This window comes from Pseudomonas sp. FBCC-B545 (assembly GCF_059134095.1).
This window is the reverse complement of sequence record NZ_CP101441.1, coordinates 4,115,921-4,142,608: the sequence shown is the minus strand read 5'-3', so window position 1 is coordinate 4,142,608 and position 26,688 is coordinate 4,115,921. Positions and strand designations below refer to the sequence as shown.

Genomic DNA, 26,688 nt, shown 5'->3' with positions numbered 1-26,688 from the left:
CTTGGCTAAAAACAATCAGGCAGACAGCCGCCGGATCCTCAGGGCGATACCGATGTCCCGGCGGTCATTGCACGTAGTATGGCGCTGAGCAGCATATAGGTCAGCGACGCGGCAACAATTCCCACCAGTGGAGCGACCCATGGCGAGTTGAACGCCAGCACGGTGCCCACCCCATACGCGACCAGACCGGGCCAGTTGAACGCCGGCAGGCGGGCTTGCGCCAGGCGTGGGTATTGGCCACGATAGCGATAGAAGAAGTCCGCCATGATTACCCCGCCAATCGGCGGGATCACCGTGCCCAGCAGGATCAGGTATGGCACCAGCATGTCATACATGCCGAGCAAGGCGAGCAGGGTGCCGATCACCGCACCGGCCAGTGTCACGGTCTTGCGGCGTCGGGTGCGCAGCAGATTGCAGCCGGCGACGGCAAAATTGTAGATGGTATTGTCTTGGGTACTCCAGATATTGAGCAGCAACATGGCCATCGCCGCCATGGCGAACCCCTGCAGCAGCAGGACTTCCACCACATCCGGTTGCTGATAGACGATGGCGCCATAAGCACCGATCAGCACCATTAGGCCATTGCCGATAAAAAAACCGATCAGGCTGGCCAGCACCGCGACCTTGGCCGAGCGTGAAAAGCGCGTCCAGTTGGTGGCTTGGGTTGCACCGCTGACAAAGGTGCCGAACACCAGGGTGATCGCCGTTGATAAGTCCAGTTCACCGGTTGGCACCACCGCCAGCAGGCCATCCAGGCCGCCGACTTTCACGGTCGCTACCCACATCGACAGAACCAGCAATATGCCCATGGCCGGCACGGCGATATAGGACAGGATTTCCAGCCCGCGATACCCCACGTAGGCCGTGGCGCAGAACAGCAAGCCAAACACCACCATCAACCCCAGCACGCTGCCCTGGCTCAATTCGAAATACTTGCCCAATACCACGGCCGCCGTGGCAGTACCCCAGGCATACCAGCCAATCTGAGTAAAACCCAGGATCAAGTCACTGAGCTTGCTGCCGACTTCGCCAAAGCAGAACCGCCCCATCAACACCGAGTTCAAGCCGCTCTTGAAGGCGATGTAACCCAGACCTGCGGCGTAGATACCCAGCAACAGGTTACCCAGGGCCACGACGCCGAGCATCTCGGTGAAACTGAACGCTACCCCAAGCTTGCCGCCGGCAAACATGGTCGCGGTAAAAAACGTGAAGCCCAGCAGCACCATGGCTGTGGATGCCAGGCCCTTGCGCGCATGCAAGGGGACTTCGCTGAGGGGGTAATCGTTGCCTGGTTCCTGCTGCGTCATGTGGGTTGCTCCCTGAATGAGTGACGCAGGCCTGTTGCAGCGTGCGTGCCAAGTCAGAGGCAGTAATGCGCCCAGGTTGTGCAGCGTATTTATAGTCAAACCAGGAGGTGTCGCAGAGAGGGTCATGCCAGAGTTGCCGGTCAAGCGCGAAAACGGTGCAGCAAGTGACACAAGTTGGATCTGTTAAATCGCCTGTAGAAATTTGCTCATGTACACCCGGCGCAAACCATTTTCCACGGCCCGATGGGTTTGTGCATACCCACGACGAGTGTATAGCGCGATGTTCTCGGTCATGGCCTCATTGGTGTACAGGTAGATGTGCGTGTAGCCAGAGTCGGCTGCTTGTTGCTCGGCGAAATCCATCAGCACGCGCCCCAGCCCCAGGCCTTGGGCATCCGGTGCCACGGCCAGGTTATCCAACAGCAGGCCAGTGTCGGTATCGAGCAGGATGATAAAGCCTTGGACCTGCCCCGCATGGTCCATCACATGTACGCCACCGGCCTCGATTCGCTGGCGATAGTCTTCCAGCATCGGCGCGGGTTTGCGGCCGATGCGCGAGATGTAAGGCGAGTAAGCAGCCTGGGCGATGGCCTCAATGGCAGCCACATCATCGACAGTGGCGGGGCGCATCATTGCAATGAACTCCTCTGAAAGATGCCACTGGCACTTCGAAAAAACCACCCGCAGGTGGTTTTCCGACACGTGATCGCCTACTCGCCGCGATAGATGCAACCGCTGGTGCAGGTTTCATGGATACGAATCGCACTGAGCTCGGGCAGCAAGGGCTTCAATTCATTCCAGATCCACTTGGCCAACACTTCGCTGGTGGGGTTTTCCAGGCCGGGAATGTCATTGAGGTAGTTGTGGTCGAGGCGTTCGTAGAGCGGCTTGAAAATCGCCTTGATCTCCGAAAAGTCGCGAATCCAGCCGGTATGGGGATCCAGGTCGCCGCTCAGGTGGATCGCGACCTTGAACGAATGCCCATGCAGGCGCCCGCATTTGTGGCCCTCCGGCACGTGGGGCAAGCGGTGGGCGGATTCGAATGTAAATTCCTTGAAGATTTCCACGGTATAACCTGTAGGGCAGGGTTTTAAAGGGCTCTGTGCGATTGTCAGATTTTGGTGTACTGATCAATGTACTGATTGGTCGTTGCTGGGCGTAATTGAGGTCATCCATTCAGCGATTGCCGACTGGCGCCAGGCGACCGAGTTGGGGCCTATTCTAACCTGTTTTGGGAATGTGCCTTCCCTGATCCGACGATAAACGGTATTCCGCCCCAGACCGGTCGTATGAAGCACTTCATCTAGGCGCAGGAAGCGATCGATGTTCTCTGCTCTGTTCATGGCTCTTTCCTTGCGCCCGCCGTGGGCCGCGCTGTCTTGATGATGTGGATTGCCAGGCCGAAGCTGATCAGCAGCCAGGCACATGTGCCGGCGAATGCGTAGAGCAGTGCCTCGGTGGTGCCGGTGTACAGCAGGTCGAGCCCGAGCCAGCCGAACCAGCCGATGGTTCCTACCAGGTACAGAAAAGCGCCCAGCAGTATCAGGGTGAGTTTCATAGCGAACATGGGGTGTGTCCTAGCCGCGCGGGGCGGCCGTGGTAGATGGCTATATGCCTCTATGGAAAAGGAAGCGAAGAACAACTACAAATAACGTTCAACTTCGTTCAGGCGTCAGGGAGGCGTGTGGCACATAATCTCGATATGCCCATTGCCCACGCTTATCGGGGGCACACGATATTTCTCAAGTTCGATTGGCGGCGCCCGAACGACGCCGCTCCGGTTTCAGCATGGATCATTGAACCAGCGTCAATTCATGGGCTCGGCGAGGTTGCTGCTGAGCTTTCCGGGCCATGGACGGACTATCCAGCCGCGCTTGGCGAGGCCATGGCTGCTGCTGAGCGTTGGGTCGACAGTCAATTGCGCTAACGCCGCTAACCGGCAGGCATGTAGGGGGATTGGGGTTAGGGCTTGATCGTGATGCCGGCGGCGTCGATGGCCTTGAAGCATGCGTTGCGCATTTGGATCTTGGCGTGGTGGGCATCCAGCCAGCTGTCGTCGATTGCGTCTTCCGGCGGTTCCGGCGAAGGGCCAACCGTTGGCAGGTCCAGCACCAGAGTTTCGCGAGAGCGTTTGAACCAGTACCAGGCCCGGGCAACACGCGGCACGCTGTAGCTATCGCCAAGGCGCTGCAGTTTGATGAAAGCCACTGGCATCTTGCCGTTGTCGTCGCTGAAGGCTTGTTCGAACTGTTCCCGCATTGTCTGCGTCATGGCCTGGGCCCTCGGTAGATGAAGACGTAGGCGAACCAGAGGGTGGCGATCATGGCGTCAGCTCCTTGACCCATTCTTTGAAGCCGGCCAGCACCGGCTGGACGTTCTTCTCGTCGGCCCACCCCGCAAAGCCGATGAACCCATCGCAGTTGAATGTCACTGCCTCCCTTGAGTCAAAGTAAAATGCTTTGCACCGGAGCTCGGCGTAACCGACTCCGATTGTTGAGCGCTGCCGGCAACGGAAAGTGTCTTTGAAGCATCCGCTTGCCTTCATCTGCTCATTGATCAGCGTGCGTAGGCGCTGCATGTTTTTGGGAGTGAGCACCGTGTAGTCGAGCTTCGCGCTCGCGAACAGAGCCCGAACCTCGTTGCGATCCAGGGACATGCCGGTTCCTTGCCGCTATAGCGGCTGACTTTGAAGGGGGAGGGGTTACAGGTTTTGCGGGTGGAGTACGGATGTACTCCTGTCAGGTTTTGGCGCTTCGCTTGCGGAACTCGTAAACCATGCTGCGCAGATCTACCAGCGACTCCTGCAGATCGCCGCGGGTTGAGTCGATATTCTCGAGCAGCTCTCCTTCGCCGTCGTCGCCGCCCTCATCGACGGCTAGAAGAGCCAGGCCATATGCCTGGAACTTCGCCAACACGTCATCGGCTGACTGAGCCATGTACTCGGCGTGCTCGATGGCGTAGTCCTTGTTGGATCGCTCACTGGAGGTAGGCGCTGCATCACAAAGCCCAAGCACCCAATCAATCCATTCCTTGCGCTGCCTGTACTGCGGTTGGTCGTCGTCAATCGCTTTGACCATGTAGTGCGGACTGCGGTTGATTGACCGTACCGCACTAACCAACTCGTCCCAGCGCTCATCCGCTGCGGTCAGCAGGGCTTGCAGGGCGTCACGCTCGGCGGTTACTCGGTCGAAGTCGGCGGCATAGACGTATTCGCCGGCCGCACCCTTGAATTGGTAACGCTTTACTTCGTGCACAGTACTTTCCTTGCCGGGCCATGCCCGGGCGGTGGAGTGGGGGAGTTACGCGGCGTGTGCTTGTCGTTGCTCGGTGCGCCATGGATCGTTGGCGCGTGCCAGTGCTGCCATCGGCGGTGGGCTGACGCTGTTGCCGCACATGTGCACCTGCTGGGTCTTGGTGAACGGCTTTCCGTCCGCACCGTGGGTGATGATGTAGTCGGCAGGGAAGCCCTGGGCCTTGTACAGCTCGGACGGCTTCAGCATCCGCAGGCAGATGTCGACGATCACGTAGGGCGTGCCCTTGACCATAACAGTGACCATGGCCAAGCGGTCCTTTGTGGTGATCGTCGGTGCCGGCGAGTCACAGGCGCTGATGTTCTCGGTTCCGTAGTAGCTGATCAGGAACGCCGCGACCCGCAGGGCCCCGGCTTCATGCTCAGGCGAGAGCGTGAGCGAATCCAGCGAACTCTTGCCACCGCCGCCGGCCGTAATCGTCGGTGCCGGATCATCCAGGCCCTGGCCAACACTGCCACCGAAAGCCCGCTCCATGAAGGCGCTGACCAACCCGTGGTGTTGGCCGCCAGCGCTGACGGTGTGCAGCGGGTCGTTTAGGTCCCGCGCATCGCAGTTGCCACGCAAGTGCACCAGGTTCGCCACCGCCAGTTGTTGCTGACTGCCGGTGTTGGTCACCGTGGTCATGGGTTCGTGCATGCCCTTGGCGTGCGTGGTGTTGAATCCGCCATTGGCCTGGATCATCACCGCCGTGCTGACGGACTGGCCGCCGCCGCTTGCAGTGACGGTGCCCACCGGGCCGCAGATGTCGTTGATCCCGTGGGAGCGGCGTTTATTTGCGCCGGCCCCCTCACCGTGCCCAGCCTGGACGATGCATGCCGAAGCCAGCGCTCGATGGTTCTGTGTCATCAGCGTGCCTACTGGTTGGTCCATGCCCACCGGCTTGCCGGAGTACTCAGGACCGCCGGCTCCAACCATCATTGGGCTGATCAGTGTCAGCTCGCCTCGGTTTGCGCACGTCACCGTGGGCAGAGGGTCGAGCGGGTCATTGATTCGGTCGCTACCCTGGTGCGTTGCCGGGGCAATCACAGGGCTCACCACCGAGAATGCGCCGCCCTTCGGGTAGGAGGTAACAGTGCGCAGCGGCTCGTCGGCAGACTGAACCGTCTCGCCCGACCAGTTGGCGATTGGCACAATGAACGGCGACGCGCTGTCGATGACGAACTTTTTCATGCCCTTGGCAACACGGCGCAGGGTGGCCGGAGCCAGGTCTTTCTTGCGGCCGAATATGCTTTTGCCCAGGTCGCTGAAGTCGATGCAGTCAGCGGCTGTTTTCCACTTCTGCTGGCCCTTGGTGGGGTTCTTGGCGTGAGTTGGCTCTGGCCATACGATCGGCTGACCGTCGCACCGGGCGATCATGAACAGGCGTTCCCTGCTGGTGGGCGCGCCGAAGTCGCATGCCCGAATTACCTTCCACTCAACGACATAGCCCATGGCTTCCAGCAAAGCCACGAAGCGGCGCCAGGTTCGTCCCCGCTGTTTCGGGTCCGGGATCAGGAACTGCTGGCCCACCGGCACAACCTCACCAGGTCCCGCAACGTCGCCGCTGAGTTTCACCACGCGGCCGGTGGCCTTGTCGCGCTTGGCGATCAGGCGACCCCACTGCAGGATCTGCTTCACGTTCTCCAAGCTGATGACCCGAGGGCGCTTCATGCCTGCCCACTTGAGCCCGATCCATGACAGGTTGCGGATCTCGCGCTTGCGCGGCTGGCCGCCGGCGGCCTGGGAGTGGTGCGTGCAGTCCGGCGACATGTGGAACCAGCCCACGGCCTTGCCGCCACACTCGGTGTCCGGGTCTCCCTCGAACACGTCGGTGGTGAAGTGCTGGGCGCCTGGGTGATTCACCGTGTGCATGCTGATTGCTTGCGGGCTGTGGTTCTTCGCCACGTTCACCGCGCGGCCCAGGCCCATTTCCAGGCCAGCCCCGGCGCCGCCCCCGCCACAGAAGAAGTCGACAACGATCTCATCGTCCTGAGGGTTGAAGCCGAGTCCGTATTGGGTTTTGAAATCGAAGGGGTGTTTCTTCTGTTGTGCGGACATAGGGGATCCTCGCCGGCTGGCGTGATTCGTAAATTGGGTTGATGATTTGCACTCAGCAAAAACCTGACGGTGACTGCGATGAGCACGAAAACCGATGTGGAAGCGATACGCCTGATAGGCGATGAGGTTGTCCGGCTGCTGAGCCTTCCTGATGAGGCGCTCGAAGCCGAGTTACGCCAAGGGCTTAAGTTGATCGCCGATCTTGCGCGGTGGCGGGAACTGGCCTATAGAACGGAGCCGACAAGGCAGATCAGGCGCGCCGAACTTTGAAGTGGAGCATCGCCTTGATGCTGTGGCAGTAATCCTGAAGCCGCTCATAGGCTTTGTATCTGGCCTGGCTGCGAGTGGCGGCCCAGACCCTGACCAGATCTTCGCGGGCTTCCCGGTCCCAGGCGAGATCGTCCCAGTCATGTTTGAACGGCAGGACCAGCCACTCTTTGAGCGGTAGCGTCTCGGCCATTTCGCCGTACTGCATTTCGTGCGTTGGGTGGTAGTTGCCGATGCGCTTCTTCGGGTCTTCATCCAGCACCACGCCGATGTAGTGGCCGCGATCTGCCAGGATGACGCCGGGCTTCCCGTAGGCAATGACGCGGCGGCCTATTTCGGCTGGCACCTGATAGTGCTGCCGGACGTACGCGCAGTTGTGGGTCATGGATTATCTCCGGTCAGGCGCCGTCCTCCGGTTACCGGATGCGACAAATGGGGCGGGCGAAGTTTGAGTAAATTCAGGTGGTCAAGCAGGCTTTTTTTTATGAGTACAATAGGTAAATGGAACATAGACGAGGAGATGCCCAGTGGCTGCAAAACCAATTGTTTTACCTAGTAAAACGTTTGATACAACAAGCGAAGCCAAAGAGTTTTTCTCTAAAATGCTCAAAAGGTATAAGGAAGGTGAGCGAGTTTTGCCAGAGGACGAAGGTCTTTTGTATGAGTTGTTTCAACGAAGCCCAGATATAATTCAAAAATCAGAATTCGAATTTGGCTATTTCTTGAAAAAAAAATCTAAAAACTGGCCAACTAGTTGTTTTCATGTGAGCTGGGTGGGAGACCATGGGGATACTGATTTTGGGATGAAGTCATGCATCGAGGCAAAGGCCCCTACGACGGAGCAGAGCTTCTACTCTGCTTGTCGATACTCCGTTGACGCGGGCTTGACGGCCAAGAAAAAAGCTATTTTTGAGAAGTCCGGAGGTCACTTTCCTTGCATAAAAACGGGGGTTGACACAACTTTCAAAACTTCAAATTATCGACATACCGAGCCAAGGTTCAAAGATATTGTTAATGGGTTCATAGAGTTGAACCAGCTTCAGGTTCATGAGTCTATGCTGACCCCAAGTGAGAATAGTCAATATGTCACGAGGTTTTTAGATCCAGCAATGGAGCAGGCTTTTATTCTCTATCATGAATCAGTAGCAAGACTTGAGATTTTTGCAAAGTAACTGTGGGTCTACAATCTCATCACCTGGATCGCGCCTTAGTTCGGCCAAGCTCTGATCGTGAAAATCTCGCGCCACGTTTTCGTTAATAACGATTTCGTGGCGCGGATAACTCAAGAAGGTGATCAACTCGCCGTCGGCCATCAAGTCCATCTTCATGATGGCGATCTGCAGAACTTCGCTGATTATCGGCACCTGGCCACGGAGGCGGATACGCTCCATTGCCTGCTCGATACCCGGCCTGACCTTGTGCCGCAATTCTTTCTCGGCGACCGCCAAGCGCTTCTGCGCAGCCTTGGCCGATCGTTCCTGAACAGTCTTGGCCATGTCCTACCTCTTCTATTCCGCTGGCCGGCAGTGCGAGCCAGGTTTGACGTTTGCGTTGCTGGATGCGGGCTATGCGGCGCATGAAGTGCTGCCACGTTGCGCTTTGGGGTAGTCGATGCCGTGGGCGGCGATGATCCGCTCGAAAGCCTTGTTGCCGATCGCCAGTTTGCCGCAGCACTGGCGCCGGGTGATTCCCAGCTCCAGGAAGGCGCGAATCCGCTCGGCGTACTTCGCGTCGCGGGCCTGAACCTGCTCGCTTCGGACTGCGCCATTGGCACCGCCCCGGGTCGGCTTTTCGAAGCTGATGCCGTACTCCTTCGCGAAGCTGTAGAGGGTGCGCCGGCTCAGGCCCAGGGCTACCGATGCTTCCGTCTGCGTGTGAGTGGCTCCCAGTTCCCGAATACGTTCGGCGAGCTCGTCGCGTTCCTGCTGGCGAATATCTTTCGAGTGCAGGGGCAGGGGAGCCGCTTCAACCCGCCGCCGAACAAAAGGCTTCGGCGCCGGCGGCATCTGATTGCTGTAGGTGATGGGCTTCGGTTTGTAGCCGATGGGCGCCGCTTCTTCGATCTGGCCGCCGCTGGCCAGGAACTGGGCGACCTGGGCCGCCAGTTCATCCGAGGCCGGGCGTAGTGCTTCGACCAGGCTGAGGTGGTTGCTGATCATGCTGCCGCCTTGGCCAGCGTCACCCCGGCCATGCTGAAGGTTGAACCCTGCGCTGCGACCATCGCGTCGAGCGCTTCCCAGTTGACCAAGAGTACGGTGATCGGCGCCTGACCATATGCCACGGCTTTCACCAGGGCCTCGAAGTCAGTCACGCTGGCCTGCAGCGCTACCTGCTCGACCACGTGGCTCGTTACTGGCTTTGTAGCCTGGGCGACGGGTGCCGCAGTCTGAACTGGCGTGGCGCGGACAGGCTCGGGTGTCGCCACTTTCTCCACGACCGGTTCTGGCTTGATGGCCGCCAAGCGCTTGGCTTCTTGCTCTTCGGCTATACGCTTCGCGTCGGCCTTTTCCTGCTCAGCCTTCTGGTGTTCGGAGATTCGGAATTTGATCAGCGTCACCAGGTCATCATTGGCTTTGGTCACCAGCTGCTGCACATCGCTGAACAGGAAGGAGTAATCAACGGCGAGCTCCGCCAGGCTGGTCAGGTTCAAGCGAATACCGTCCGCTGCCTGACTGGCGTCGATCTTCGCCCGGGCCAGCTCGGTATCTACTGCGTCCTGAAGGCTGGCGATGGTGCGCTTGTTCTTCATTGCGCCGGCGAAGTCCGAAACGACATGAGGCAGCGTGACTTTGCCAAGCGTCTTGTTGATTGCGGCGATGTGAGTCGCCAGGGCGAGCTCGGCTTTCTGCTTGATGTTGGTCTTCACCAACAGCTCTTGTGCCTTCACCAGTTTGTCGACTTTGAGGCGCGTCTCGCGGGCATGAGCACTGATGCGGTCCAGCGAGGAAAACAGCTCGTCGATGCTTTGGGTCTGCGACAGGGCCTGCTTCTTGGCAGTCGCAACAGCCTCCTCAACGTCGCCGCACCACTTGACCGCCTTTTTCGCGTCAGCGAAGTCCTGGTCCGTGGAAAGAGTGGTTTTCACCGAGTCAATGACCGCCAGGGCTGAATCTTCAAATACCTTCAGGTTGCTGGCGGTGACCATGCCGGTAAGCTCGATGCGCAGCGCTGGCAGCTCATCAGGTGCCTTGCCGACGACGATTGAAGGCGCGTCGGCCATCTCGAAGTTGGCCAGATCTGCCTCGAACTGTTTCCAGCCCTCGATCAACTGTGCCGCGCGCCCGGCGACGGGCCGGTACTCCATGTGCACGAAGTTCTCCGGCGTGCCGTCCGAGCAAACGAAGATGACCCGCTCGGCGCCACTGACCAAGAGTTGCTGCTCAAGCTGCCAGTAGTAGTGCGGCGCCAGGTCGCCAGCCTTCACCTGGGCCACGACCGACTCATTCCACAGCTTGTGCTCGAACAGGGTCTCGCCGAGCATCGTGGCGCCGTCCATCGAGGCGAGCAGGTTGCCTGAAGTCCCAACGACCGGATACAGCTCTTCGCCGATCATCACCTCAACCAGGGGGCGAGCCATCGCTTCGGTAGCGTGGCCTTTGTCGAAGATGTACTGCTGCGACTGCGTGACTTCTGGCGCAATGCCTGTCTTTTTCAGCGTCAGGAGGTCGGTGCGGGTCTGGTACTTCGAGGCGCCCATCATTGCCGGCGCTTCGGATGCGGTGAAGTGCTTGCCGCGCAGCGCATGCCACTCGGCGGAGCCTTGAGCTACGTTATGGATTTTCATGCGGACTCTCCGTCGATAGGTGTCATTCGATTGATTCGGTCGATTTGCGCTTCGCTGAGCGTGTATCGGGATTGAAGAAACGCGATCAGCGTCTCCGAGTTGGTCTTTCCTTGGTCAATGCCGGCCTGCCAGGTCGGAAGCATCGTTTCGAACTTTTCATCCGAATAGCTTGGATTTGCTTCAGTCTCTTTGGCCGCCGACGGCTTTGGCGTTACATCGCGCGGCGCTTCCTCGAAGGTCTTGCCTTCCATTTCGTCGGCGGTTGGCGCCGATCCGACTTCAGGGAATGCTTTGCGCAGGGCCTGGGCCTCGGCGCATTTGGCGAGCTGGGCAAATGCTCGACGCTTCCACATTGCGTTGGGCGCCGCGGTGTCCTTGCCCGATGTCGCGTAGTTCTCAAGCCAGCGTTCATTGGCCGTGTATTCGGCAACCAGGCCGTTGCTCATCTGCCGCTTGACGGTCACGCGGCACCATTCGGGATACGTGACTTCGACGCCGCTCAGCTTCGCCGTTACAGGAGGGCCATATTCAGGCTCGCTGATACCGGCGTACTGGCCGGTGCGCGCCGCCTGGATGCGGTACAGCCCGATGCCTGGCATCACCGTGTCCTGCATCTTTTTCGTCTTGGAGTTCCAGATCGGAACGATGTGCACAGGCTTCAACATCGGGTCCAGGTGCGCGGCCTGGCAGTAAGCCAACACCATCACGACTGAGTTCTTTTCGGCGCCGGGGTAGAGGCTGCTGCTCAGCACTTCAACAAGCGCGGCCTCCGACATCGCAGGCGTGTTGTCGTCCTGCTTCATTACTGCGGACATGAGGAATCCTTGCCGCGATGTTCGCAGCGATTGAAGGTGTTGGTTATTGAGTGATTCGATCAGCAAGGGCGCTGAGCAACATCAGGAAGGTGAAGAGGGCGAGGACCGGGAAAGAGCCGCGCCAGATCAGTAGGCGCCTGGTGCGCTGGCGGGTGGTCACGGCCGAACCCTCACCGCAATTCGACCGCCCTTCATGGTTGCCGCCAGGCGCTTCGGTAAGGTGGCCACGGCACGCTCACGCGGCTGGCCGATCACTTCATTGAAGGGAAGGCCGAAGCCCAGCATGATCAGCTTCGACTCAACTTCGTCGAGCTGCTCGTCGGCCAATGATTTAACCGGTGCGGTGGTCATGCAGCCTCCTTGCGGTGCCTGGTGATTTTCAGCAGGCGCTGGCAGTAGTGGGCGAACTCTTCGTTGGTGATGGCGTTGCCGGTGAGCATGTTGGTGATCATGTTCAGGACGACTCGCTGGGCGCCGGGCTCGCTGGCGGGATGCTCCAGGGCCTCGAGCGCTTCATCGATAAGGATGTGTGGGCTCATAGATCCGCATCCACGTCGTCCTCTGCCGCTTCCCGCTCTGCTGCTACGGCTTCAGCGGCGTAGGGCTTGAGCAGGTCCATGGCGATGCGCTCTGCGGCTTCGATGGGGCGGGGCTGGCCGATAAGGTCAGCTGCATGTCCGCGTGAATCTGCCTGGCCGCCGAGGATCGACGACAGGAACAGCCGGGCAAGTGAGTCGCGCTCGTCAAGGCCGTCGATCTGGCGCTGGTTCAGGTGGCCTTGCAGGTAAGTGCAGAACCGGTCGAACGTCATCACTTGGGGCTGGCCGTAGCGGCGCTTCCACTTGATGTCGACGCCGCACACCAGGCGCTCCGCCGAATGCTCAAGCCAGTCCGTGACCTCGTCGCTCTCGCTGACCTCTGGAGGCAACTGAGCGTCGTAACGCTCCTGGCATATCTTCAATGCTGCGTTCATGGTCGCCTCCAGGGTGGCGGGTCAGTCGTAATAGGCTTGGTCGGCCAGATACTCAGAGTGCTCATTCACAAGCCACTCTTCCATTGAGGCGATTTCGGATTCAGTCATGAAGCTGGTGTCGTCTTTCGACTCCCAGTTGATTTCGCAATGTCCGAAGTACTCATGGGGGTCTGCGGCTTGTGAGCTGAAATTTCCTTTTCGGGCCGAGTAATATGCGACGGTCAGGTTGATGGCAATGTCCTCGCCATCCTTGACCGTCCAGTATTCGTAAGTGCGGGCCATTGCGATCTCCGGTGCTTGAGGTTAAGCGAGGTTCGTTTCGCGAATCACGAATACAGTTTCTTTGCAGCGCGGCTTATTCCACTTGGAGTGGTCATCGCCATTCAGGCAGGATTCTTCCGCAAGGTCGTACGAAGCGACTTGGATGCGAGCCCCGTACTCCGCCACCAGAGCAGAGCGGATGACAGCCATAACATGGCTCTTGCCGCTTCCTGTCGGGCCTGAAACCTCGATCTCAATCATCTTGCTCATGACTCTCTCCATTCGTTGGTTCACCCGGTTAGCGGCGATAGGCTTCTTCAAGTTGGCGCTTGAGCGATTCAACTTCGTTCTCAAGCTGCTTTACGCGGGCACCGACAATTTCAGGCCCCATCAGGTCGCACAGTGGTTTCACCAGCGCCTCGTATGGGCTGAAGCTGATGTAATGATCGACCCAGTAGTCGTCGCTGACCTTCACCATGGAATCGCTGACCTTCTCGATCTTTCCGGCGATCAGGTTCTTGATCACGCCGGCAACTCGATTCCCGATATTCGAATCGGTGTCGGTCACAACGTGTGGCAAGTATTCGCAGTAGAGGTCCCCCATGATTCCGTCGATCACCGACTTGGCCTGGGTCTTGAGTTGATCCATTGCTTTCAGCAGCAGTTCTTCGCGCACTTCTTCGTTCGATTTGACGTCCATGGCTTGCTCCGTTTTGTGTTTGGTTCACCTGTATTCGTCAACACTCATTCCTCCCGCTGGTTGCCGATGGGCGCGGGGGAGGAGTGCTGACGTAATAGAGGCGTAAAAAAGCCCGAACATTGCCCGGGCTTTCGGTGCGACACATAGACCTCCCTACGTGACGCCGGGGTGGCGGTCTAGCGCCGGTTTTTATTTGTTCATTGCGGAAGTCCTCCGTTGTTCGCTCACTGGGAAGGCAGTGGCCACCTAAGGAAGGGGTGATGCAGGTGTCCAGCGTCTGCTGGGTTGGCTTCCACATCCTTCAACCAACTCATCGAATTGGCTGAGGTGATGCTTAAACGCTCTGCGCAATACCCCAGCAGCAAGCCAGGAACACGGCCACAAGGCCGATCACAAAGAGCCAAGCGGCCCAGGTAAGGTTTGGCATGGCGGCGTTCCTCGGTGAGGGTGGTTGTTTTCCCAATGCCCACCGCTCTGGATGGGCATCAGTGAAAAGGTCCGTCATGCTGCGAACAGCTCTTGCTGTCCTGGCTGCGGGGTGCAGCGCTGGATACCGGCACGAATGGCCGCCTCCAGCAGTTCGGCGTCTTGCTCAAGCTCGGGGAAGTCCCCGGCAAACTCGCTGACCGCGCTGCGCAGACCGTCGGCCTCACGCTGCAGACCTGGAATCACGATGCTGATCATGTTGCCAATCGTGCGCAGATCCAGGCTGCACTCCCGGCAAAGCCTGATGTAGTCGAGCATGTACTTCGGCATTTCAGTTCCTCCGTTGATTTCCAATGCCGCCTCATAGAAGCGGCATCAGTAAATCTGTGGCGCCGTGACCCGCTACTGGCGTCGGTCACCGGCTTGAATCGAATGTTCTTCCAGCCGCGGGCCTTTCGGCTTGTTCTCCCGCTGGATAACTGTTCTTGGCGCTTTACGCTGCACGCCCGGGTCAGTTGCCAACCCTCTGAACCGTTTAGGCCGGTTCATCGCTGCCTTTGAATCTGGGCCGGTGGTGATCCGGCAAGGGGTGAAACCAAAGAGCGGTAGGCTGTGAGGCCCTGTCGAGCCCTGTTGGGTGACTCGATGGAGCAAAGATAAGCTAATGCCTAATCACCTGTAAATAGGTAATGCCTAATTATTTAAAGAAATTTCTCCTGCTGGTTATTCCCCTTTTTGGTGGTGACATTCAGATCGGGGCTGATATAAGCTTTGCCTAACCTGTATGGATATACAGCATTTAACCGGGAGGGGATTTCATGGCGAAGAAGCAGGCGGTATCGGCAGCACGGCAGGAAATGAGCGGCATGGCGCGTCTGGGGCTGCGCGTCTCATCGATGATCAACCACCCCATCGCCCAAGAGCGGCGGGAGGTGACGATTCACCGCCTGGACACGGATGGAGATCGCGAGTGGGAAGAGGTGCTGAGCGTAATCGCCGAAACCGACGAGCTTGAGCTGACACTCAATGACGACGGCAGCGTGACGGTGAGGTGGGAGCAGCAGGAAGTCGAGGTAGCGGGGAGGGGAGAGGTCGAGTTTCAGCCAGAAGAAGAGGCGGCGCCTTTCTGATAGGCATGAAAAAGCCCGCTCGTTGCGGGCTCACTTAAGCATGGTTAGTCAGTCCGTAATCGGTGGGTACTTGCCGCTCACCGAGTCTCTGTAGACGATCTCGCTGAACAGCCTGGGGCCATCACGCATAGTGACCAGGGCTGCCTTGGCCTCTTCCTTGGTTTCATATGGGCCGGCACCTACAGCCAGGCCGATCATAGAAACTACTGGAAGCCCGGTACTGGTAATTGCCTCAATGGTTCGCTGCTGTTCTTCTTCGTCACGGCAGGCAGTTGATGCAACCCATCCATTTTTAAGGCGCGGGGCGGCTAGTGGCTCAACATCGGCGCAGCAGTGCTTGCACTTGACCGCAGCAGTCTTGATGCTCTCGGCACACATAGGGCAGGGGCGAGTATCTTTCTCTACCTGGGCGGCAGCAGGGGAGCCTTTACCACCAAGCAAAACCATGAGAAGGCCGGCGAGCGCAATCACTCCGCCAACAATGGTGTGGATCTGGCGGTCAGCCATGAGCCCTAGGTTGTTCACTCGGCCGCCGGCGCCGGTAGGCACTGACACATCCATGCTCAGCGCGAAGATCAGCCAGCACGCGCCGACGACCAGTGCGAATGTCCCAAATCCTTTCATTGGATCCCTCCCGTAATTGAGCCAGCACTCTACCATTCGTGGCGTACAGCCACCATCGGCCCTGCGGACGATCAATTGCTGCTAACGACGCGAATCGGTCGCACGTCCAAACTAATGCGCTCGTGCCCCAGTTATCACGTAGAGGACGTCAACGCCGGCTTTTGCGACATTGGCCAGGTAGTTTGCGTTCGGCACTCGAGCGCCTCTCTCATAGTTGCCCTGGGCATTGACCAATACGCCTCCGGCGGTCGCAAGTGCTTGCTGTGTGAGGCCCAGGCGAACCCTTTCTTCCTTGAGCCGATCAGTGATCTGTTTCATTGGGTATACCTCACAATTGGGCAGACACCTTATCACTTAATTCGCAGGCACCTTTTGAGGGGGCGAATACCAGGTCTTGCGCTGCGCTATATCCAGGAACAAAAAGCCCGTTCAGTGGCGGATAAACCGGAGTTACGAAATCTTGTGATAACCCAAATTACTGAACACTCATACGCGCTCCGAACTCAATAAACTGTGTCTTATTTGGTGGTGAGCATGAGCAACGACAGGAAGGAAAATGCGCTAGCCCTTTGGCGCTCCATGATGGAAGAAACCGAACTGTATATCGACTATGAGGAGCTTTACGAAATTCTCATCGAAATGGCAAACGGCTTGATGCGTGAAGGAGTTGTCACTGAGGCTGAGTGGCTTGATCTCGTTCGACAGGCCTCCAAGATTCTGGCTTAGTCAGTCCACGGGTCCAGATCGGGGAATGCAATAACAAAAAGCCCGCCAGTAGGGGAGAGGCCATGGCGGGCTTGGCCCTTGGCCAGATGGATAGACGCCTCACTGGCGATAGACCAGATCGGGAAGGGCGGATACAAGAAGCCCGGCGCTAGGCCGGGCTCGGGAAATCTAAATTAAACCTAAGGCCTCTCGATAACAAGCCTGGCCTGGAGTACGTCTAGTAGGTCGAATGATGTGATGTAGTTGACATCAAAATCCTTGCAAATATTTGGGATTTTAATTTTTTTGCTATTGTCGGGGGCTAAAACCTCATGAGTCACAATGGTTTTACCGGTCGTGGCTGCTTTCGCAATTAACCAAGGATCTGCACCACCTAAGAAACGTATCTTTTCAGGATCTGTAGGGAGTTTCATACTCATTACATGCTCAGCAATTCGCCCGAAAAACTCCTGAGTATCCTTATCGTCAATTGTATCGAACTGCGCTTGACGTATCTTTACCCAATCCGATAGCTCATCACCATAATCGGACAATTCCTTGTACACCATGGTTATGCTCGATAGTTGTCCTAGCTGAAAAGCCGTATCGAGCCAATCCCAAAAGCCAGGACAGAAATTCATTCGATAGTGAGCGTTTTTAGCTTGTATATAAGAGTTGGCATCTAGCAGGTAGCTCAAAATCCAAGTTCCTTCTTAGAATATTCAGAAATCTTGTGTGGCTTTATTCCCATCAGCCTAGAGGCATCCCTGAATAGCATACGGCCACTTAATGCCTCACTCGCCACGGCTTTGGCCAGAGTCTTACTGATTCGTCCAGTTTGTAGTCGCGAGTAGGGAGGAGCTCCATCTTTATTTCTGGCTTTGTGCGCTGCTATTTTGCTACCAATGAAATTACTGTAATCAGCTTGGCTGATGAACCCCAGCGTCAATGCGCGCCTAGCAATCACCCACTCACTGACATGGAATGTCCGTGTGATGAAAGGGAGGTTATCTTTCCAATCCTCGAAATGCTTCCAGGCAATACGAAACTCACGTTCTGGCGCCAGCAGTTCAGCGGCAACGGCATTGCAGAATATCTCTTCTCTATTGTGCGTCTGTGGCTCTGCGTCAGATACGCCAGACTTCCCAATCCAGATATGCGTAAGCTCGTGGATGAGAGTGAAGAGTCTGGCCTCGGGGCAGTCGGCAGTATTGACGAATAGTACAGGAGCTAGAGCGTCGCTCATCGCAAAACCACGAAACTCATCAACCGAAAGAGGCCTACTCATATTGTTGTTTACAATACTATTACGCATAACCAGAATTCCGATATTTTCTATGCTTTGAACCAGCTTAGTAAAATAATCATCGAACGTTCCACGTTTTGGCATTTCAGGTATTCCCAACTTCTCCCGCATGCTAACCACAACTGCGGGAACTCCATCGTTAATACTTAGGATGCCAACTACTTCGTTTTTCTCATATCCCTGGGAAGTTAACCAGCTACGGTACCAATCTTGTCGTTCCATCGCCCAACGGATTGTGTCTCTGAGAGCGAGACTATAGCTTGGCTCTCGACCGTTAACGGTTCTAAGGTCGGGTAGAGGTAGGTCTTCAACAGGCGGTTTTGCTAGATACAAATAGCCAAAAGGGATGTGGGTATGATGCGCGTAGTTCATGGCTTGGTTAAAAGAAGGCCGTTTCGCTCCGTCTTCCCAAGCAAGCACGTTGTCCTCAGCTGTCCCGATACTTTTCGCAAGCGTGCCCGCGCTGATTCTCGCCCTGGAACGGGCCCATCTCAGTATTTCTGGGTTGATTAGCGCTTCCATGTGCGAAACCTTTCGTTAGACATTACACAACACCTAGCATGGGCCTGACTCTACGCGACATAGACGGACTCTAAAAGCTATTCGTCACCTATGAGCCAGCCCGTTCATCGCGCACCTCGCGCGCCGCACCTGCTAAGGCCAGATCTCGTGATTCGCCCGCCCTCACCTCATCCGCACTCCATAGAAGTGGTTCAGCGCGATCAACTCAATCACAGCCACGAAAACGCAGAGAACCACGAAGCCCGGGCTGAACACCCGCTTGCGGCCTGATGAGCCCCAGCTCATCCCGGCCGAGTCGGAGTAGCCGGGGATCATCATGAGGAAAGCCAGGCAAGCAATGACCCCGAACTTGCTCCAGAAGCTCTGCTCTCGCCATGCAGTCATTTGCGATGTTCCGCAGCCCGAATTATCCGGCCGTCCTTCACCTCATCCGCATAACCCGCCAGTCGATCCTCATCAGCATGAAACACGGTGCACATCTTCAGCACGGCCTGGGCGTCTGCCTCATTCCCTGCCAAGCTCAGCCGCTCCGCAATCCTCATCAGCTCTACGGCTGACCACTTGAGGTCTGAGGCGATGCCTTGTAGGTCGCGCTTGAGATCTTGGTTTGGTTTGTCGAGGGTCATAATGCGTCCTTACAGATCTATGGCTCGAAGGCGCTCAATGGCGTCTCTGAGCTTTACGGACTGCTCCAGGGCTGCTTCGCCGAGATCGATAAGGCCTGCATTCATTAATTCCACTGCCTGACTGGCCAGCGTTTCGGCGATAGCTTCAAGGTTCGCCGAGTAAGCTTCAATCTCAGATTTTGCAGTCTGCGTCATAGCCATGTTCTCCGCATTTATCTGTGCGATTATTTACCTAGCGACTGACGCGCGTTATATGCGCCGTCTTTACCTCATCCGCATACCCATCCATCAGCTCCTCGACCTCCTGGAACCTCATAGCGATCGCTATCAGTTCGCGAGCGTCATCTTCCTGGCCGGCATCAGAAAGCTTTACAGCAGCCTGCTTCAGGTCGACGCCTGACCACTTGAGCAGGGCGGTAGCCTCTTTAAGGTCGCGGTGCAGTTGCTGGTTTGGCATGGTGAGGGGCATGCAGTCTCCTTGCTGTTTCTTCGATCCTACTCAGATTCGGTTCGCGTTATCAGTCCAGCACCAACCTCGTCTGCGAGGGCGGCGAGCCGATCCGCATCATCGTATAACTTCGCTACCAGCTTTAGGACGGCTGCAACATCGATATCTTGGCAGTCCTTAGTGATGTTGATTATGCCGCCCGCGGCTTGCTCGAGGCCCAGCCCAAGGTAATTGAGCTCGTTGCACAGCTGTTTGTTGGGCTTGGTGAGGGGCATGGGCTATACCAGATTGGCATTCCAGACGAGCAGCACACGCGCCTGGATGTACGTTTCATCAAGAAAGATGTCCTCGGCCTTGTGCTTCCGATTGTCCGACAGCATCTTGAATTTGTCCTTACCCTTCATTTGCAGACGCTTGATGTACTGAAAGCCTTGGTACGAGAAGAAGTAGATTCCATCGCCAACGAACTCTTTGATGCTGACATCGACCAGTAGCGGATCGCCATGCTTGATGGTTGGCGTCATGGACTGCCCCCAGCCGGTGATCATCTTCAGATGGAAGTGCTCTTTGAACTCGACGCCCATGGCTCGGAGCTGGGAGGGGCTGACGCGCACGTCCTGGAGCATCTCGGGGAAGTCATGAGCAATTTCGCCGCCGCCCAAGGCTCCGCGTACGTCATAGTGAGCAATCCATACTTCGTCGCCCACCTTTCCAGGCCTGTAGGCGTCATGCACCAAGCCGCCCAACTCCTCGCCCAGGGCGTCATCTTCCGCAATAGCTAGAAGCCTCATTAGCTTGTCTTCGCCGAGGCGCTTCCCAGCAAGCATTGCTCGGAACTTCTCGACGGCGGTCGAAGCAGGCTCTGGCTCAGCAACTAAAACGCCAGTTCTGGCGCCGTCTCCAATATTTTCATATGAAAAGCCAGGGCGCAGACCCCAGTGCTCTGGGCCAACGACATCGGAGAAATAGGCGATCACGTCCATCAGCTTCGACTTGTCGATCCTGCCGTTTTTCACCCAGCCCTGTATCGACGGAGGCTTCACGGAGAAGTCGTCTGCGAGGTCTTTTTTCGATACGCCCTTGGCGATCCGCGCAGCTTCAATGGCTGCGCCTAATTCTGGTCCGGTAAGCATTGCCTAATTAAGCCTATTGCGCTGACGGTTAGGCAATGGCTTGCCCGTGATAAGGTAATGCCTTATATTCGACACAAATCTCCAGGAGAGAACTCATGAAATCAGCAGAAGCGGCCAAAGAAGCATCTCGCTTGCTGGGTAGTCAGGTGGAAATGGCGCGCCTGCTGCAGGTCACTGCACCCACCGTTAATCAGTGGTGCTCCGGCGAGCGCGCAGTCCCAGCAAAGCGCGCAGTTCAAATCGAAGCATTGACCGGTGGCGTCGTAAACCGCGCCGACCTTTGCCCATCGTTTCCATGGGGGCAGATCGCTTCGGCATCTATTGAGGCTTCGCAGCAGTCCGCCGCCTGACATCCCCGTCCGCCGTTCCATTGAAGCCAGATTAGAAGAGAGCAGTCCCCATGCAAACGTCGAACTTGCGACACGAAACACGCGATGCGGTCTTGGTCGCCATTGCGCGCGACATGATCGCGAGAACGAGCATGAGCCAAGACGGCTTCGCTGAGCAGCTCAACCACCAGCTGTTTACGCGAGCGCCGGAGCGCTGCAAGGAAAAGGGTTTTCCGGATTTACAGGGCATGACCAAAACCGCAGACATGCAGGCCTACGGTCGCGCCTACAAGGCCTGGAGCAAGCGCGTAGAGCGCTGGCTCGATGACAGCGGCGACCGCATTGAGATCCCTTCGTGGATTGAAGAGTCATGGGTTGCAGCCCTGGATCAGCCCTGGCGTGACCGCGCATTGATTGAGCTGTCGAGTCGCTACGGTCTTTTGGCTGTTAAGCAGGTTGGCTCTGGTATCGACGACGCCTTGCAGGTGTTCGCCGGTATCTCAACGAGTTTTGGGCTCGTAGCTGGCCTGGGCGGAAAGGTTTTTGCCGATGGCGTGTTTGACCAGAAAGACCAAGTTTACGCCGAGTCATTTGAAACCTTCTGCCGGTCCCTTGCCGCTCATGCCGTCGCAATGGCAGATCGGGCCGCGCTTGTTGGTTCGAAGGCTCACTAAATCACAGGCACAAAAAAACCAGGTTCGTGGCCTGGCTCATTGCTACATCAGCGAGGCAATAATGAATACACAATCAACCCCCGTCAATACCTCCAACAATCTCGCGCCACGTTTTTCGCAATCTGAAAACGTGGCGCGGATTAAACCAGTGACACCTTTCGACTTCCACGGCTTTCCCGTCCGCGTAATTGACGACGGTCACGGGGAGCCATGGTTCATCGCCAAGGACATCGCCGAAGCCCTGGGCTACTCCAACACGTCGAAGGCGATCAATGTCCACTGCAAAGCGGTCAGCACCTGCCATACCGAAATGGGAGGTCAGGTCCGCGCAGTGCAAATCATCCCTGAACGCGATCTCTACCGGCTGGTGATGAAGTCCAAGCTTCCGGCTGCTGAGCAGTTCGAAGAGTGGGTGGTTGGCCAGGTCCTGCCGACCATTCGAAAGACCGGCTCTTACACCGGCCAGGAGACGAACAACTCCAAGGTCATTGGCGAACTCGCCATTCTGGAATGCTTCGATCGCCTGCTGAAGCCGGCGCCCTCCAGCAAAATGATGATGCTTGTGCAGATCGCCGCCAACAACGGCCTGGATGCCAAATTCCTCCCAGGCTATGCAGTGGACGCCGCCTCCGACGCTGCCGGCGGGTCTTCGATGCCGACCAAGGCAATCACCGCCCTGATCAAAGATCACGCCATCGCCAGCACTGCCCGCGCCTTCAACCTTGCACTTGAGGCCCACGGCTTCCTCAAGGTCCTCCAGCGCAAAAACTCCAAGCAGGAAATGGTGGACTTCTGGTCTGTGACCGAGAAGGGCATGGCCTACGGCAAGAACCTCACCAGCCCTCAATGCCCCCGCGAGACGCAGCCTCACTGGTACGTGGATCGCTTCCTTGATTTGGCCGCTAAGGTCGGGAAGGCCTGACATGCAATACACCGTCACGATTAATCAGGTGAAGGCGCTGGAGTGGGGGCTGAATTCTCAGCAGGCCCTGCTGTTTGCCTTCGTCTACGGCTGCCCGAGCTGGACCAAGCCAATCAAGACCGATGACGGGGTCTTCTTCGCGCTGAGCAAGGCAAAGATCACTGAGGAGCTGCCGCTGCTCACAGACAAGCCAGACACCGCTTACCGCATGCTGAAGGCCCTGGAAGAGGCCGGTTTGATTGAGCTTTCCAGCACTTCGAACATCACGCTTTTTCGCCTTACCGAGAAGGCCATCGAGTGGAACCAGAAGCTTGATGGGTCGGAAAAATATCCGACCCCACCAAAAAACAAAGGTCGGAAAAATATCCGATCTACCTCGGATAAATCTCCGAGCAAGGTCGGAAAAAAATCCGAGCAAGGGTCGGATAAATCTCCGACAAATCAGGATACCAATCATCAGGGTACCAATCAGGACACCAGTCAGGACTTGCAGGACGCCACCGGCAAGCCGGCTCAGTCCCGCGGCTTGGTGCTGGTGGTTGATCGCACCGATGCCCCACGGGTTGAGATCCCCGCCGATATGCCGGGCCCCAAAGACCAGACCTGCAAAACCTTCAAGGTCTGGGCGAACTACGCCATGGCTTACCGCAAGCGCTACAGCGCCTGGCCTGTGTGGAATGCCAAGGTCGGTGGCCAGCTCGGACAGTTGGTCGACCGCCTCGGCGCCGATGTAGCTCACCACGTCGCCGCCCACTTCCTGAAAACCAGCGACGCCGCTGTGCTGCGCAAGTGCCACAGCCTCAACGAGCTGCTGGCCAACGCCGAGAGCTACCACACCCAGTGGGTCACTGGGCAGCGCATCAACGGCACAACCGCCCGCCAGATGGAACGGACAGAAGCGAACCACTCCGCAGCGGAGCAGGCCGCTCAGATGGTTTTGGCCAAACGCCAAGCAGGTGACCGCAATGAATACCTTTGAAATGAATGACCAGCAGGTTGCCGGGCTGGCCGCCGCCATCTGCGCCACAGCCGAGGCCATGGGCCAGGAAATGAACCCAGGCACCGCCGCGATGATGGCCGAAGACCTTTGCGCCTACCCCGTGCCTGTCGTCAAAGCCGCGCTGAAGGCGTGTCGTTTCGAAGTGAAGGGCAAGCTGGCGATGGCTGACATCCTGCAGCGTGTCCAGACATCTGACGGCCGTCCTGGAAAGGATGAGGCGTGGGCCATCGCCATGACGACCAACGATGAATATGAAACCGTGGTGCTGACCGACGAAATCCAATTGGCCCTGGCTGCCGCGAAACCCATCCTGGATGGCGGCGACAAAATCGGAGCGCGCATGGCGTTTATCGACGCCTACCAGCGGTTCGTAGGCCAGGCCCGCGAGGACGCGAAGCCGGTCAACTGGCACGTTTCCGTGGGCTTTGACGCCAACCGTCGCATCCAGGCTGTGACTAAGGCAATGGAGCTCAAGCGCATCCCTCGCGGACATGCCCAGAAGTACCTGGCAGACCTGAGCGTCGAGCCGGTCACCGAGGATGGGCGGGCCATTGCTGGCTTGCTCACTGGCAGCGTTACCCAGCCAGAGCCAGCCCTTCGCAAGAAGCTGGAGCTGGTGAAGAAATCGATGCTGGAAATGCGCAAGGCCAGCGCCGAGCGGAAAACCGAATTACGGATTGAAGCAGCCAACGAGTTGACGGATCGACGGGCGCTGCTGATTGAGCAGGCCCGCGAACTGGAAGTGAAGAGGGCGGCGCAATGACGAAGCCAGCCAAACCCCGCCCAATGCCTGTGTACCTGGTGCTGCGCCGCCTGGTCGATCCAGCCACGGGCAAGGAGGTGGCCGCGTTCGTGCCGTCCTCCGACGCCGACCGGTCGATCCTGCGCGAGCGGGATTTCCGGATCAACACGAAGATTCGTGCCGAGCTCAAGCAGCCACGCAACCCACGGTTCAATGGTTTGGTCCACGGCCTGGGCCGGGTGCTGAGCCAGAACATCGACCGGTTCTCCGGCAAGCAGTCCCACGACGCGATCAAGGCCCTGCAACTGGAGTCGGGCGTGTACTGCGATGAGGAAGCGTTCGACATTCCGGGCCTGGGCCAGCTCACCCGCAAGACACCCCGAAGCCTCTCCTACGACTCGATGGGCGAAGAGGTATTCCAAGACTTCTGGCGACAGTGCTGCGCGTACCTGGTGCTGCACGACTGGCCGACGCTTACCGAAGAGCGCCTGACCGAAATGGCCGAGTTTGAAGCGTTCAAGGAGGCCGCATGAGTCATAACTTCAAGCCGGGCGACCTGGCGTTGATCGTTTCCTGTCCGCTGGTGCCAACCCTGATAGGGCGCTGCGTGCAGCTGGTTGAGTGCTTGGGGCCTGGCTGCGACTCGTTTTCCGCCCACGGTCCATGGTTTAACCGTGGAGATGCAAACGCCTGGGTGGTGGAGGCAGATGGCTTGGTGTCATTGACCATCGGCAAGACCCTTGTCGAGCACCCGCGTTGCTGCATTGCTGAGAAATACCTCATGCCTTTGCGTGGCAATTTTGAATTCGGGCAGCAGAAAGCCAAGGAGGCCGCATGAAGCGCACCCCGCTGCAACGCAAGACTCCGCTCACCTCCGGCGGACCGCGTCGCAAACGCTGCCCAGAGTGCCGGGTGATGTTCACGAAAACGCGCGAATCGCAGGTGGTGTGCGGCGAGATCGAGTGCGCGATCGCACACGGTAAGTCCGAAAAGGGGCGCGCGATCGCCGGGAAAGCCTTGGCCGAAGTAGGGCGCCGCGAGATAAAGGTCCAGAAGGAAAAACTGAAGAGTAGGGCTGATCACCTCAAAGACACGCAGCAGGCCTTCAACGCCTGGGTGCGCGCCCGTGACGCGGAACTGCCATGCGTCAGCTGCGGCCGACACCACAAGGGTAAGTATGACGCTGGCCATTACCGGACAGTGGGCAGCAATCCGGCCTTGCGCTTCGAGCCGATGAACTGCCACCGCCAGTGTTCGCCGTGCAACACCCGGCTTTCCGGGAACATCGTGAATTACCGCATTGAGTTGGTGAAGCGTATCGGCGCCGACGCAGTTGAGTGGCTGGAAGGTCCGCATGAGGCCAAGAAGTACACCGTGGATGAGTTGAAGGCGATGACCGCCGACTACCGGGCAAAGACCAGAGAACTCAAGAGGGCTGCAGCATGACCTATCGAGACGTTATTTCCGCAGTTATCCGTGCGTTGGCATCCGAGACGATCAACAGCGCCGGCGGCTGTGACTACACACCAAAGGTCCAGGCCAACAAGCTCAAGGGGGAGATCGTAGGCAAGGAAGCGGCATTCCTCACAGATTGCTGGGTGTTTGGTCGGCTGCACTCTTGCCTTGCGCCGAAACACTGGATGGCCTTGAACGCCTGCTACTCGACGCACATGGCCTCGAAGGTCGGAGCCATAGGCCGGATCGTTTCGCATGTTTCATCGCCGGCACCTCGCCTGTTCCTGACCAAGGCGGTTACGGCGTGGGCCTATCCGCAGTTGGGCGGGGCCGAGCGCGCGCCTGCTGGAAAGGTGAAGCTTGAGGTTGATGATTATGCCCCGGCCTGGAGGAAAGCGGCGGTGGCAAAAGCCCAGAAGGCGATCAATGCCAAGCTCAAGCAGCGCCAGGAAGCGCCGTGCGAAGGCGTCATCATCCTGCCAGCCCATAACTACGACATGAACACCTGGGACTTGGATGGTACTCCGGAGCGCACCCGGCGGGACTGGCGCCGCAAGATCTTCAAGGGCCTGGACAAGATGGTCAATGAGGCGCTTCTCGAGGCCGGTGAGATCCTGACGAAGGAGGGCGTCTTCTTCGATGACCAGGATGCAGCTTAGAGGGCCTTGACAGGGCCTGCCGGTTCGCCGATTATGTGCCCATCCTGTCGTACTTGCGCATGTAGGTGATGCAAGAGACAAACAAACCCGGCCACCGCGCCGGGTTTTTTATTGCCCAAAGAAACCCACCGAAAGGAATGCCGAATGATGAAGCGAATGTCCGCTTACCTGGGCTTGGCGCTTGCCGCCTGCCTGTCCTGTTTCTCCCTGTCGGCATTCGCCGAGCCTGTCGCCTACGCTTATCGCTCCGTGGTGATGCTGGCCGAACTGCCCGGCGTCGGCGTGAAGCGCCTGGAATTGACCCTGGCCATGTGGCGAACGGGTAGCCAGACCACTGATGAAAGTTTGGCTTCCAACCTGCGCGCGTCCAGCAACCACTTCGTGATGGCCTCGGCCAAGCCTTCGCCCGATGGCGTTGGCCTGACCCCCTGCTGAATACGCCTGGAAGCAATGGAAAAAGCCCGGACATATGCGCCGGGCTTTTTTGTACCTCCGAGGAAAGCCGCTACCAAGTGGATGCTTTCCCGGATGT

At 57.7% G+C, this 26,688-nt stretch carries 46 protein-coding genes; 15 read left to right on the top strand and 31 right to left on the bottom strand.

All coding sequences use genetic code 11. The features are described 5' to 3' along the window. Positions 1-38: 38 nt before the first annotated feature. From codB to NMB39_RS19105, 5 genes are all read right to left on the bottom strand, one after another. Positions 39-1,307, bottom strand: coding sequence for a cytosine permease (gene codB, locus NMB39_RS19125; protein ID WP_057024218.1), 1,269 nt, complete (start codon positions 1,305-1,307; stop codon positions 39-41). A gap of 183 nt (positions 1,308-1,490) precedes the next feature. After that, positions 1,491-1,940: a GNAT family N-acetyltransferase gene (locus NMB39_RS19120; RefSeq protein ID WP_057024217.1), complete on the bottom strand. Its 450-nt coding sequence runs from the start codon at positions 1,938-1,940 to the stop codon at positions 1,491-1,493. Between the two features lie 77 nt (positions 1,941-2,017). Continuing rightward, positions 2,018-2,374, bottom strand: a complete 357-nt coding sequence (gene queD / locus NMB39_RS19115) for a 6-carboxytetrahydropterin synthase QueD (protein WP_003190259.1) — start codon at positions 2,372-2,374, stop codon at positions 2,018-2,020. 63 nt (positions 2,375-2,437) lie between these two features. Continuing rightward, the gene (locus NMB39_RS19110) at positions 2,438-2,650 is read right to left on the bottom strand and encodes a helix-turn-helix transcriptional regulator (RefSeq protein WP_044483140.1); all 213 of its coding nucleotides are present in this window, start codon (positions 2,648-2,650) and stop codon (positions 2,438-2,440) included. Then, positions 2,647-2,874, bottom strand: a complete 228-nt coding sequence (locus NMB39_RS19105; protein ID WP_494340232.1) for a hypothetical protein — start codon at positions 2,872-2,874, stop codon at positions 2,647-2,649. Before NMB39_RS19105 ends, NMB39_RS19110 begins: the two co-directional genes overlap by 4 nt. Before the next feature lie 117 nt (positions 2,875-2,991). On the opposite strand from NMB39_RS19105, the gene NMB39_RS19100 reads away from it, so the two are divergent. Further along, a complete protein-coding gene (locus NMB39_RS19100; RefSeq protein WP_494340233.1) occupies positions 2,992-3,234 on the top strand; it encodes a hypothetical protein in 243 nt (80 codons plus the stop codon). Between the two features lie 35 nt (positions 3,235-3,269). Here NMB39_RS19100 and NMB39_RS19095 read toward each other — a convergent pair whose 3' ends face one another. The 4 genes from NMB39_RS19095 to NMB39_RS19080 form a co-directional block, all read right to left on the bottom strand. After that, on the bottom strand, positions 3,270-3,578 hold the full coding sequence (locus NMB39_RS19095) for a phiTE_015 family protein (protein ID WP_494340234.1): 309 nt from the start codon (positions 3,576-3,578) through the stop codon (positions 3,270-3,272). 49 nt (positions 3,579-3,627) lie between these two features. Then, positions 3,628-3,963, bottom strand: a complete 336-nt coding sequence (locus NMB39_RS19090) for a hypothetical protein (RefSeq protein ID WP_494340235.1) — start codon at positions 3,961-3,963, stop codon at positions 3,628-3,630. Between the two features lie 82 nt (positions 3,964-4,045). Continuing rightward, positions 4,046-4,561: a hypothetical protein gene (locus tag NMB39_RS19085; protein WP_494340236.1), complete on the bottom strand. Its 516-nt coding sequence runs from the start codon at positions 4,559-4,561 to the stop codon at positions 4,046-4,048. Positions 4,562-4,606: 45 nt separating this feature from the next. Next, positions 4,607-6,655 carry a DNA cytosine methyltransferase gene (locus NMB39_RS19080; protein ID WP_494340237.1) on the bottom strand — a complete coding sequence of 683 codons (2,049 nt, stop codon included), beginning with the start codon at positions 6,653-6,655 and terminating at the stop codon, positions 4,607-4,609. A 78-nt stretch (positions 6,656-6,733) separates the two neighbouring features. Here NMB39_RS19080 and NMB39_RS19075 point away from each other — a divergent pair, with 78 nt between their 5' ends. Continuing rightward, positions 6,734-6,925 carry a hypothetical protein gene (locus NMB39_RS19075; RefSeq protein ID WP_494340238.1) on the top strand — a complete coding sequence of 64 codons (192 nt, stop codon included), beginning with the start codon at positions 6,734-6,736 and terminating at the stop codon, positions 6,923-6,925. Here the strand turns inward: NMB39_RS19075 and NMB39_RS19070 are convergent. Further along, positions 6,906-7,307, bottom strand: a complete 402-nt coding sequence (locus NMB39_RS19070) for a hypothetical protein (RefSeq protein ID WP_494340239.1) — start codon at positions 7,305-7,307, stop codon at positions 6,906-6,908. The genes NMB39_RS19075 and NMB39_RS19070 overlap by 20 nt on opposite strands. Before the next feature lie 142 nt (positions 7,308-7,449). Here NMB39_RS19070 and NMB39_RS19065 point away from each other — a divergent pair, with 142 nt between their 5' ends. Beyond that, positions 7,450-8,094: a DUF3223 domain-containing protein gene (locus NMB39_RS19065; protein WP_494340240.1), complete on the top strand. Its 645-nt coding sequence runs from the start codon at positions 7,450-7,452 to the stop codon at positions 8,092-8,094. Here NMB39_RS19065 and NMB39_RS19060 read toward each other — a convergent pair. The 11 genes from NMB39_RS19060 to NMB39_RS19010 all read right to left on the bottom strand — a co-directional run bounded on the left by NMB39_RS19060 (position 8,062) and on the right by NMB39_RS19010 (position 14,211). Further along, the gene (locus NMB39_RS19060) at positions 8,062-8,418 is read right to left on the bottom strand and encodes a hypothetical protein (protein WP_494340241.1); all 357 of its coding nucleotides are present in this window, start codon (positions 8,416-8,418) and stop codon (positions 8,062-8,064) included. The two genes, NMB39_RS19065 and NMB39_RS19060, sit on opposite strands and share 33 nt — an antisense overlap. A 69-nt stretch (positions 8,419-8,487) precedes the next feature. Further along, positions 8,488-9,081, bottom strand: a complete 594-nt coding sequence (locus NMB39_RS19055; RefSeq protein ID WP_494340242.1) for a hypothetical protein — start codon at positions 9,079-9,081, stop codon at positions 8,488-8,490. Next, entirely contained in the window at positions 9,078-10,706 is a 1,629-nt protein-coding gene (locus tag NMB39_RS19050; protein ID WP_494340243.1) for a YqaJ viral recombinase family protein, read from the bottom strand. The genes NMB39_RS19055 and NMB39_RS19050 overlap by 4 nt, the downstream gene beginning before the upstream one ends. Continuing rightward, the gene (gene bet / locus NMB39_RS19045) at positions 10,703-11,509 is read right to left on the bottom strand and encodes a phage recombination protein Bet (RefSeq protein WP_448201534.1); all 807 of its coding nucleotides are present in this window, start codon (positions 11,507-11,509) and stop codon (positions 10,703-10,705) included. The genes NMB39_RS19050 and bet overlap by 4 nt, the downstream gene beginning before the upstream one ends. Before the next feature lie 168 nt (positions 11,510-11,677). After that, complete coding sequence (locus tag NMB39_RS19040; protein ID WP_494340244.1) at positions 11,678-11,872, bottom strand: hypothetical protein; 195 nt, start codon at positions 11,870-11,872, stop codon at positions 11,678-11,680. Continuing rightward, complete coding sequence (locus NMB39_RS19035) at positions 11,869-12,060, bottom strand: hypothetical protein (RefSeq protein WP_060773043.1); 192 nt, start codon at positions 12,058-12,060, stop codon at positions 11,869-11,871. The genes NMB39_RS19040 and NMB39_RS19035 overlap by 4 nt, the downstream gene beginning before the upstream one ends. After that, complete coding sequence (locus tag NMB39_RS19030) at positions 12,057-12,494, bottom strand: hypothetical protein (protein ID WP_494340245.1); 438 nt, start codon at positions 12,492-12,494, stop codon at positions 12,057-12,059. The genes NMB39_RS19035 and NMB39_RS19030 overlap by 4 nt, the downstream gene beginning before the upstream one ends. A 21-nt stretch (positions 12,495-12,515) precedes the next feature. Then, complete coding sequence (locus tag NMB39_RS19025) at positions 12,516-12,776, bottom strand: hypothetical protein (protein ID WP_494340246.1); 261 nt, start codon at positions 12,774-12,776, stop codon at positions 12,516-12,518. Between the two features lie 21 nt (positions 12,777-12,797). Then, on the bottom strand, positions 12,798-13,025 hold the full coding sequence (locus NMB39_RS19020) for a hypothetical protein (RefSeq protein ID WP_494340247.1): 228 nt from the start codon (positions 13,023-13,025) through the stop codon (positions 12,798-12,800). 28 nt (positions 13,026-13,053) lie between these two features. Further along, on the bottom strand, positions 13,054-13,455 hold the full coding sequence (locus NMB39_RS19015; protein ID WP_494340248.1) for a hypothetical protein: 402 nt from the start codon (positions 13,453-13,455) through the stop codon (positions 13,054-13,056). A gap of 501 nt (positions 13,456-13,956) precedes the next feature. Then, a complete protein-coding gene (locus tag NMB39_RS19010) occupies positions 13,957-14,211 on the bottom strand; it encodes a hypothetical protein (protein ID WP_494340249.1) in 255 nt (84 codons plus the stop codon). A 488-nt stretch (positions 14,212-14,699) separates the two neighbouring features. On the opposite strand from NMB39_RS19010, the gene NMB39_RS19005 reads away from it, so the two are divergent. After that, on the top strand, positions 14,700-15,011 hold the full coding sequence (locus NMB39_RS19005; protein ID WP_057024369.1) for a DUF1654 domain-containing protein: 312 nt from the start codon (positions 14,700-14,702) through the stop codon (positions 15,009-15,011). Between the two features lie 48 nt (positions 15,012-15,059). On the opposite strand, the gene NMB39_RS19000 is transcribed toward NMB39_RS19005, so the two are convergent. Both NMB39_RS19000 and NMB39_RS18995 read right to left on the bottom strand, forming a co-directional pair. After that, positions 15,060-15,635: a hypothetical protein gene (locus tag NMB39_RS19000; RefSeq protein ID WP_494340250.1), complete on the bottom strand. Its 576-nt coding sequence runs from the start codon at positions 15,633-15,635 to the stop codon at positions 15,060-15,062. A gap of 111 nt (positions 15,636-15,746) precedes the next feature. After that, positions 15,747-15,953: a helix-turn-helix domain-containing protein gene (locus NMB39_RS18995; RefSeq protein ID WP_057024370.1), complete on the bottom strand. Its 207-nt coding sequence runs from the start codon at positions 15,951-15,953 to the stop codon at positions 15,747-15,749. 216 nt (positions 15,954-16,169) lie between these two features. Here NMB39_RS18995 and NMB39_RS18990 point away from each other — a divergent pair, with 216 nt between their 5' ends. Continuing rightward, positions 16,170-16,361, top strand: coding sequence for a hypothetical protein (locus NMB39_RS18990; RefSeq protein ID WP_057024371.1), 192 nt, complete (start codon positions 16,170-16,172; stop codon positions 16,359-16,361). Between the two features lie 179 nt (positions 16,362-16,540). Here the strand turns inward: NMB39_RS18990 and NMB39_RS18985 are convergent, their stop codons facing one another. The 8 genes from NMB39_RS18985 to NMB39_RS18950 form a co-directional block, all read right to left on the bottom strand. Next, positions 16,541-17,038 carry a DUF4411 family protein gene (locus NMB39_RS18985; protein ID WP_046382958.1) on the bottom strand — a complete coding sequence of 166 codons (498 nt, stop codon included), beginning with the start codon at positions 17,036-17,038 and terminating at the stop codon, positions 16,541-16,543. After that, positions 17,035-18,168, bottom strand: a complete 1,134-nt coding sequence (locus NMB39_RS18980) for an ImmA/IrrE family metallo-endopeptidase (protein WP_494340251.1) — start codon at positions 18,166-18,168, stop codon at positions 17,035-17,037. The genes NMB39_RS18985 and NMB39_RS18980 overlap by 4 nt, the downstream gene beginning before the upstream one ends. Before the next feature lie 162 nt (positions 18,169-18,330). Next, the gene (locus tag NMB39_RS18975) at positions 18,331-18,552 is read right to left on the bottom strand and encodes a hypothetical protein (RefSeq protein ID WP_106111227.1); all 222 of its coding nucleotides are present in this window, start codon (positions 18,550-18,552) and stop codon (positions 18,331-18,333) included. Further along, positions 18,549-18,794 carry a hypothetical protein gene (locus NMB39_RS18970; protein ID WP_106111228.1) on the bottom strand — a complete coding sequence of 82 codons (246 nt, stop codon included), beginning with the start codon at positions 18,792-18,794 and terminating at the stop codon, positions 18,549-18,551. Before NMB39_RS18970 ends, NMB39_RS18975 begins: the two co-directional genes overlap by 4 nt. Before the next feature lie 9 nt (positions 18,795-18,803). After that, positions 18,804-18,989, bottom strand: coding sequence for a hypothetical protein (locus NMB39_RS18965; RefSeq protein WP_124356191.1), 186 nt, complete (start codon positions 18,987-18,989; stop codon positions 18,804-18,806). Positions 18,990-19,026: 37 nt separating this feature from the next. After that, positions 19,027-19,263: a hypothetical protein gene (locus NMB39_RS18960; RefSeq protein ID WP_057024376.1), complete on the bottom strand. Its 237-nt coding sequence runs from the start codon at positions 19,261-19,263 to the stop codon at positions 19,027-19,029. Positions 19,264-19,289: 26 nt separating this feature from the next. Next, the gene (locus tag NMB39_RS18955) at positions 19,290-19,517 is read right to left on the bottom strand and encodes a hypothetical protein (protein WP_017736483.1); all 228 of its coding nucleotides are present in this window, start codon (positions 19,515-19,517) and stop codon (positions 19,290-19,292) included. A 3-nt stretch (positions 19,518-19,520) separates the two neighbouring features. After that, positions 19,521-20,375 carry a S24 family peptidase gene (locus NMB39_RS18950; RefSeq protein ID WP_057024377.1) on the bottom strand — a complete coding sequence of 285 codons (855 nt, stop codon included), beginning with the start codon at positions 20,373-20,375 and terminating at the stop codon, positions 19,521-19,523. 95 nt (positions 20,376-20,470) lie between these two features. On the opposite strand from NMB39_RS18950, the gene NMB39_RS18945 reads away from it, so the two are divergent. From NMB39_RS18945 to NMB39_RS18900, 10 genes are all read left to right on the top strand, one after another. Next, the gene (locus tag NMB39_RS18945; RefSeq protein WP_057024378.1) at positions 20,471-20,725 is read left to right on the top strand and encodes a transcriptional regulator; all 255 of its coding nucleotides are present in this window, start codon (positions 20,471-20,473) and stop codon (positions 20,723-20,725) included. Positions 20,726-20,775: 50 nt separating this feature from the next. Beyond that, complete coding sequence (locus tag NMB39_RS18940) at positions 20,776-21,378, top strand: DUF8585 domain-containing protein (protein WP_057024379.1); 603 nt, start codon at positions 20,776-20,778, stop codon at positions 21,376-21,378. 61 nt (positions 21,379-21,439) lie between these two features. Further along, complete coding sequence (locus NMB39_RS18935) at positions 21,440-22,300, top strand: BRO-N domain-containing protein (RefSeq protein ID WP_057024380.1); 861 nt, start codon at positions 21,440-21,442, stop codon at positions 22,298-22,300. Between the two features lies 1 nt (position 22,301). Next, positions 22,302-23,279 (top strand): SIR2 family protein, encoded by a 978-nt coding sequence (locus NMB39_RS18930; RefSeq protein ID WP_057024381.1) that lies wholly within the window; start codon positions 22,302-22,304, stop codon positions 23,277-23,279. Next, complete coding sequence (locus NMB39_RS18925) at positions 23,266-24,063, top strand: hypothetical protein (RefSeq protein WP_106111230.1); 798 nt, start codon at positions 23,266-23,268, stop codon at positions 24,061-24,063. Before NMB39_RS18930 ends, NMB39_RS18925 begins: the two co-directional genes overlap by 14 nt. Then, the gene (locus tag NMB39_RS18920) at positions 24,060-24,575 is read left to right on the top strand and encodes a hypothetical protein (protein ID WP_106111231.1); all 516 of its coding nucleotides are present in this window, start codon (positions 24,060-24,062) and stop codon (positions 24,573-24,575) included. Before NMB39_RS18925 ends, NMB39_RS18920 begins: the two co-directional genes overlap by 4 nt. Then, on the top strand, positions 24,572-24,880 hold the full coding sequence (locus NMB39_RS18915) for a hypothetical protein (RefSeq protein WP_106111232.1): 309 nt from the start codon (positions 24,572-24,574) through the stop codon (positions 24,878-24,880). The genes NMB39_RS18920 and NMB39_RS18915 overlap by 4 nt, the downstream gene beginning before the upstream one ends. Continuing rightward, on the top strand, positions 24,877-25,488 hold the full coding sequence (locus NMB39_RS18910) for a recombination protein NinG (protein WP_106111233.1): 612 nt from the start codon (positions 24,877-24,879) through the stop codon (positions 25,486-25,488). The genes NMB39_RS18915 and NMB39_RS18910 overlap by 4 nt, the downstream gene beginning before the upstream one ends. After that, positions 25,485-26,156, top strand: a complete 672-nt coding sequence (locus NMB39_RS18905) for a hypothetical protein (RefSeq protein WP_106111234.1) — start codon at positions 25,485-25,487, stop codon at positions 26,154-26,156. Before NMB39_RS18910 ends, NMB39_RS18905 begins: the two co-directional genes overlap by 4 nt. A gap of 147 nt (positions 26,157-26,303) precedes the next feature. Next, positions 26,304-26,591: a hypothetical protein gene (locus NMB39_RS18900; protein ID WP_146135656.1), complete on the top strand. Its 288-nt coding sequence runs from the start codon at positions 26,304-26,306 to the stop codon at positions 26,589-26,591. Positions 26,592-26,688 lie beyond the last annotated feature (97 nt).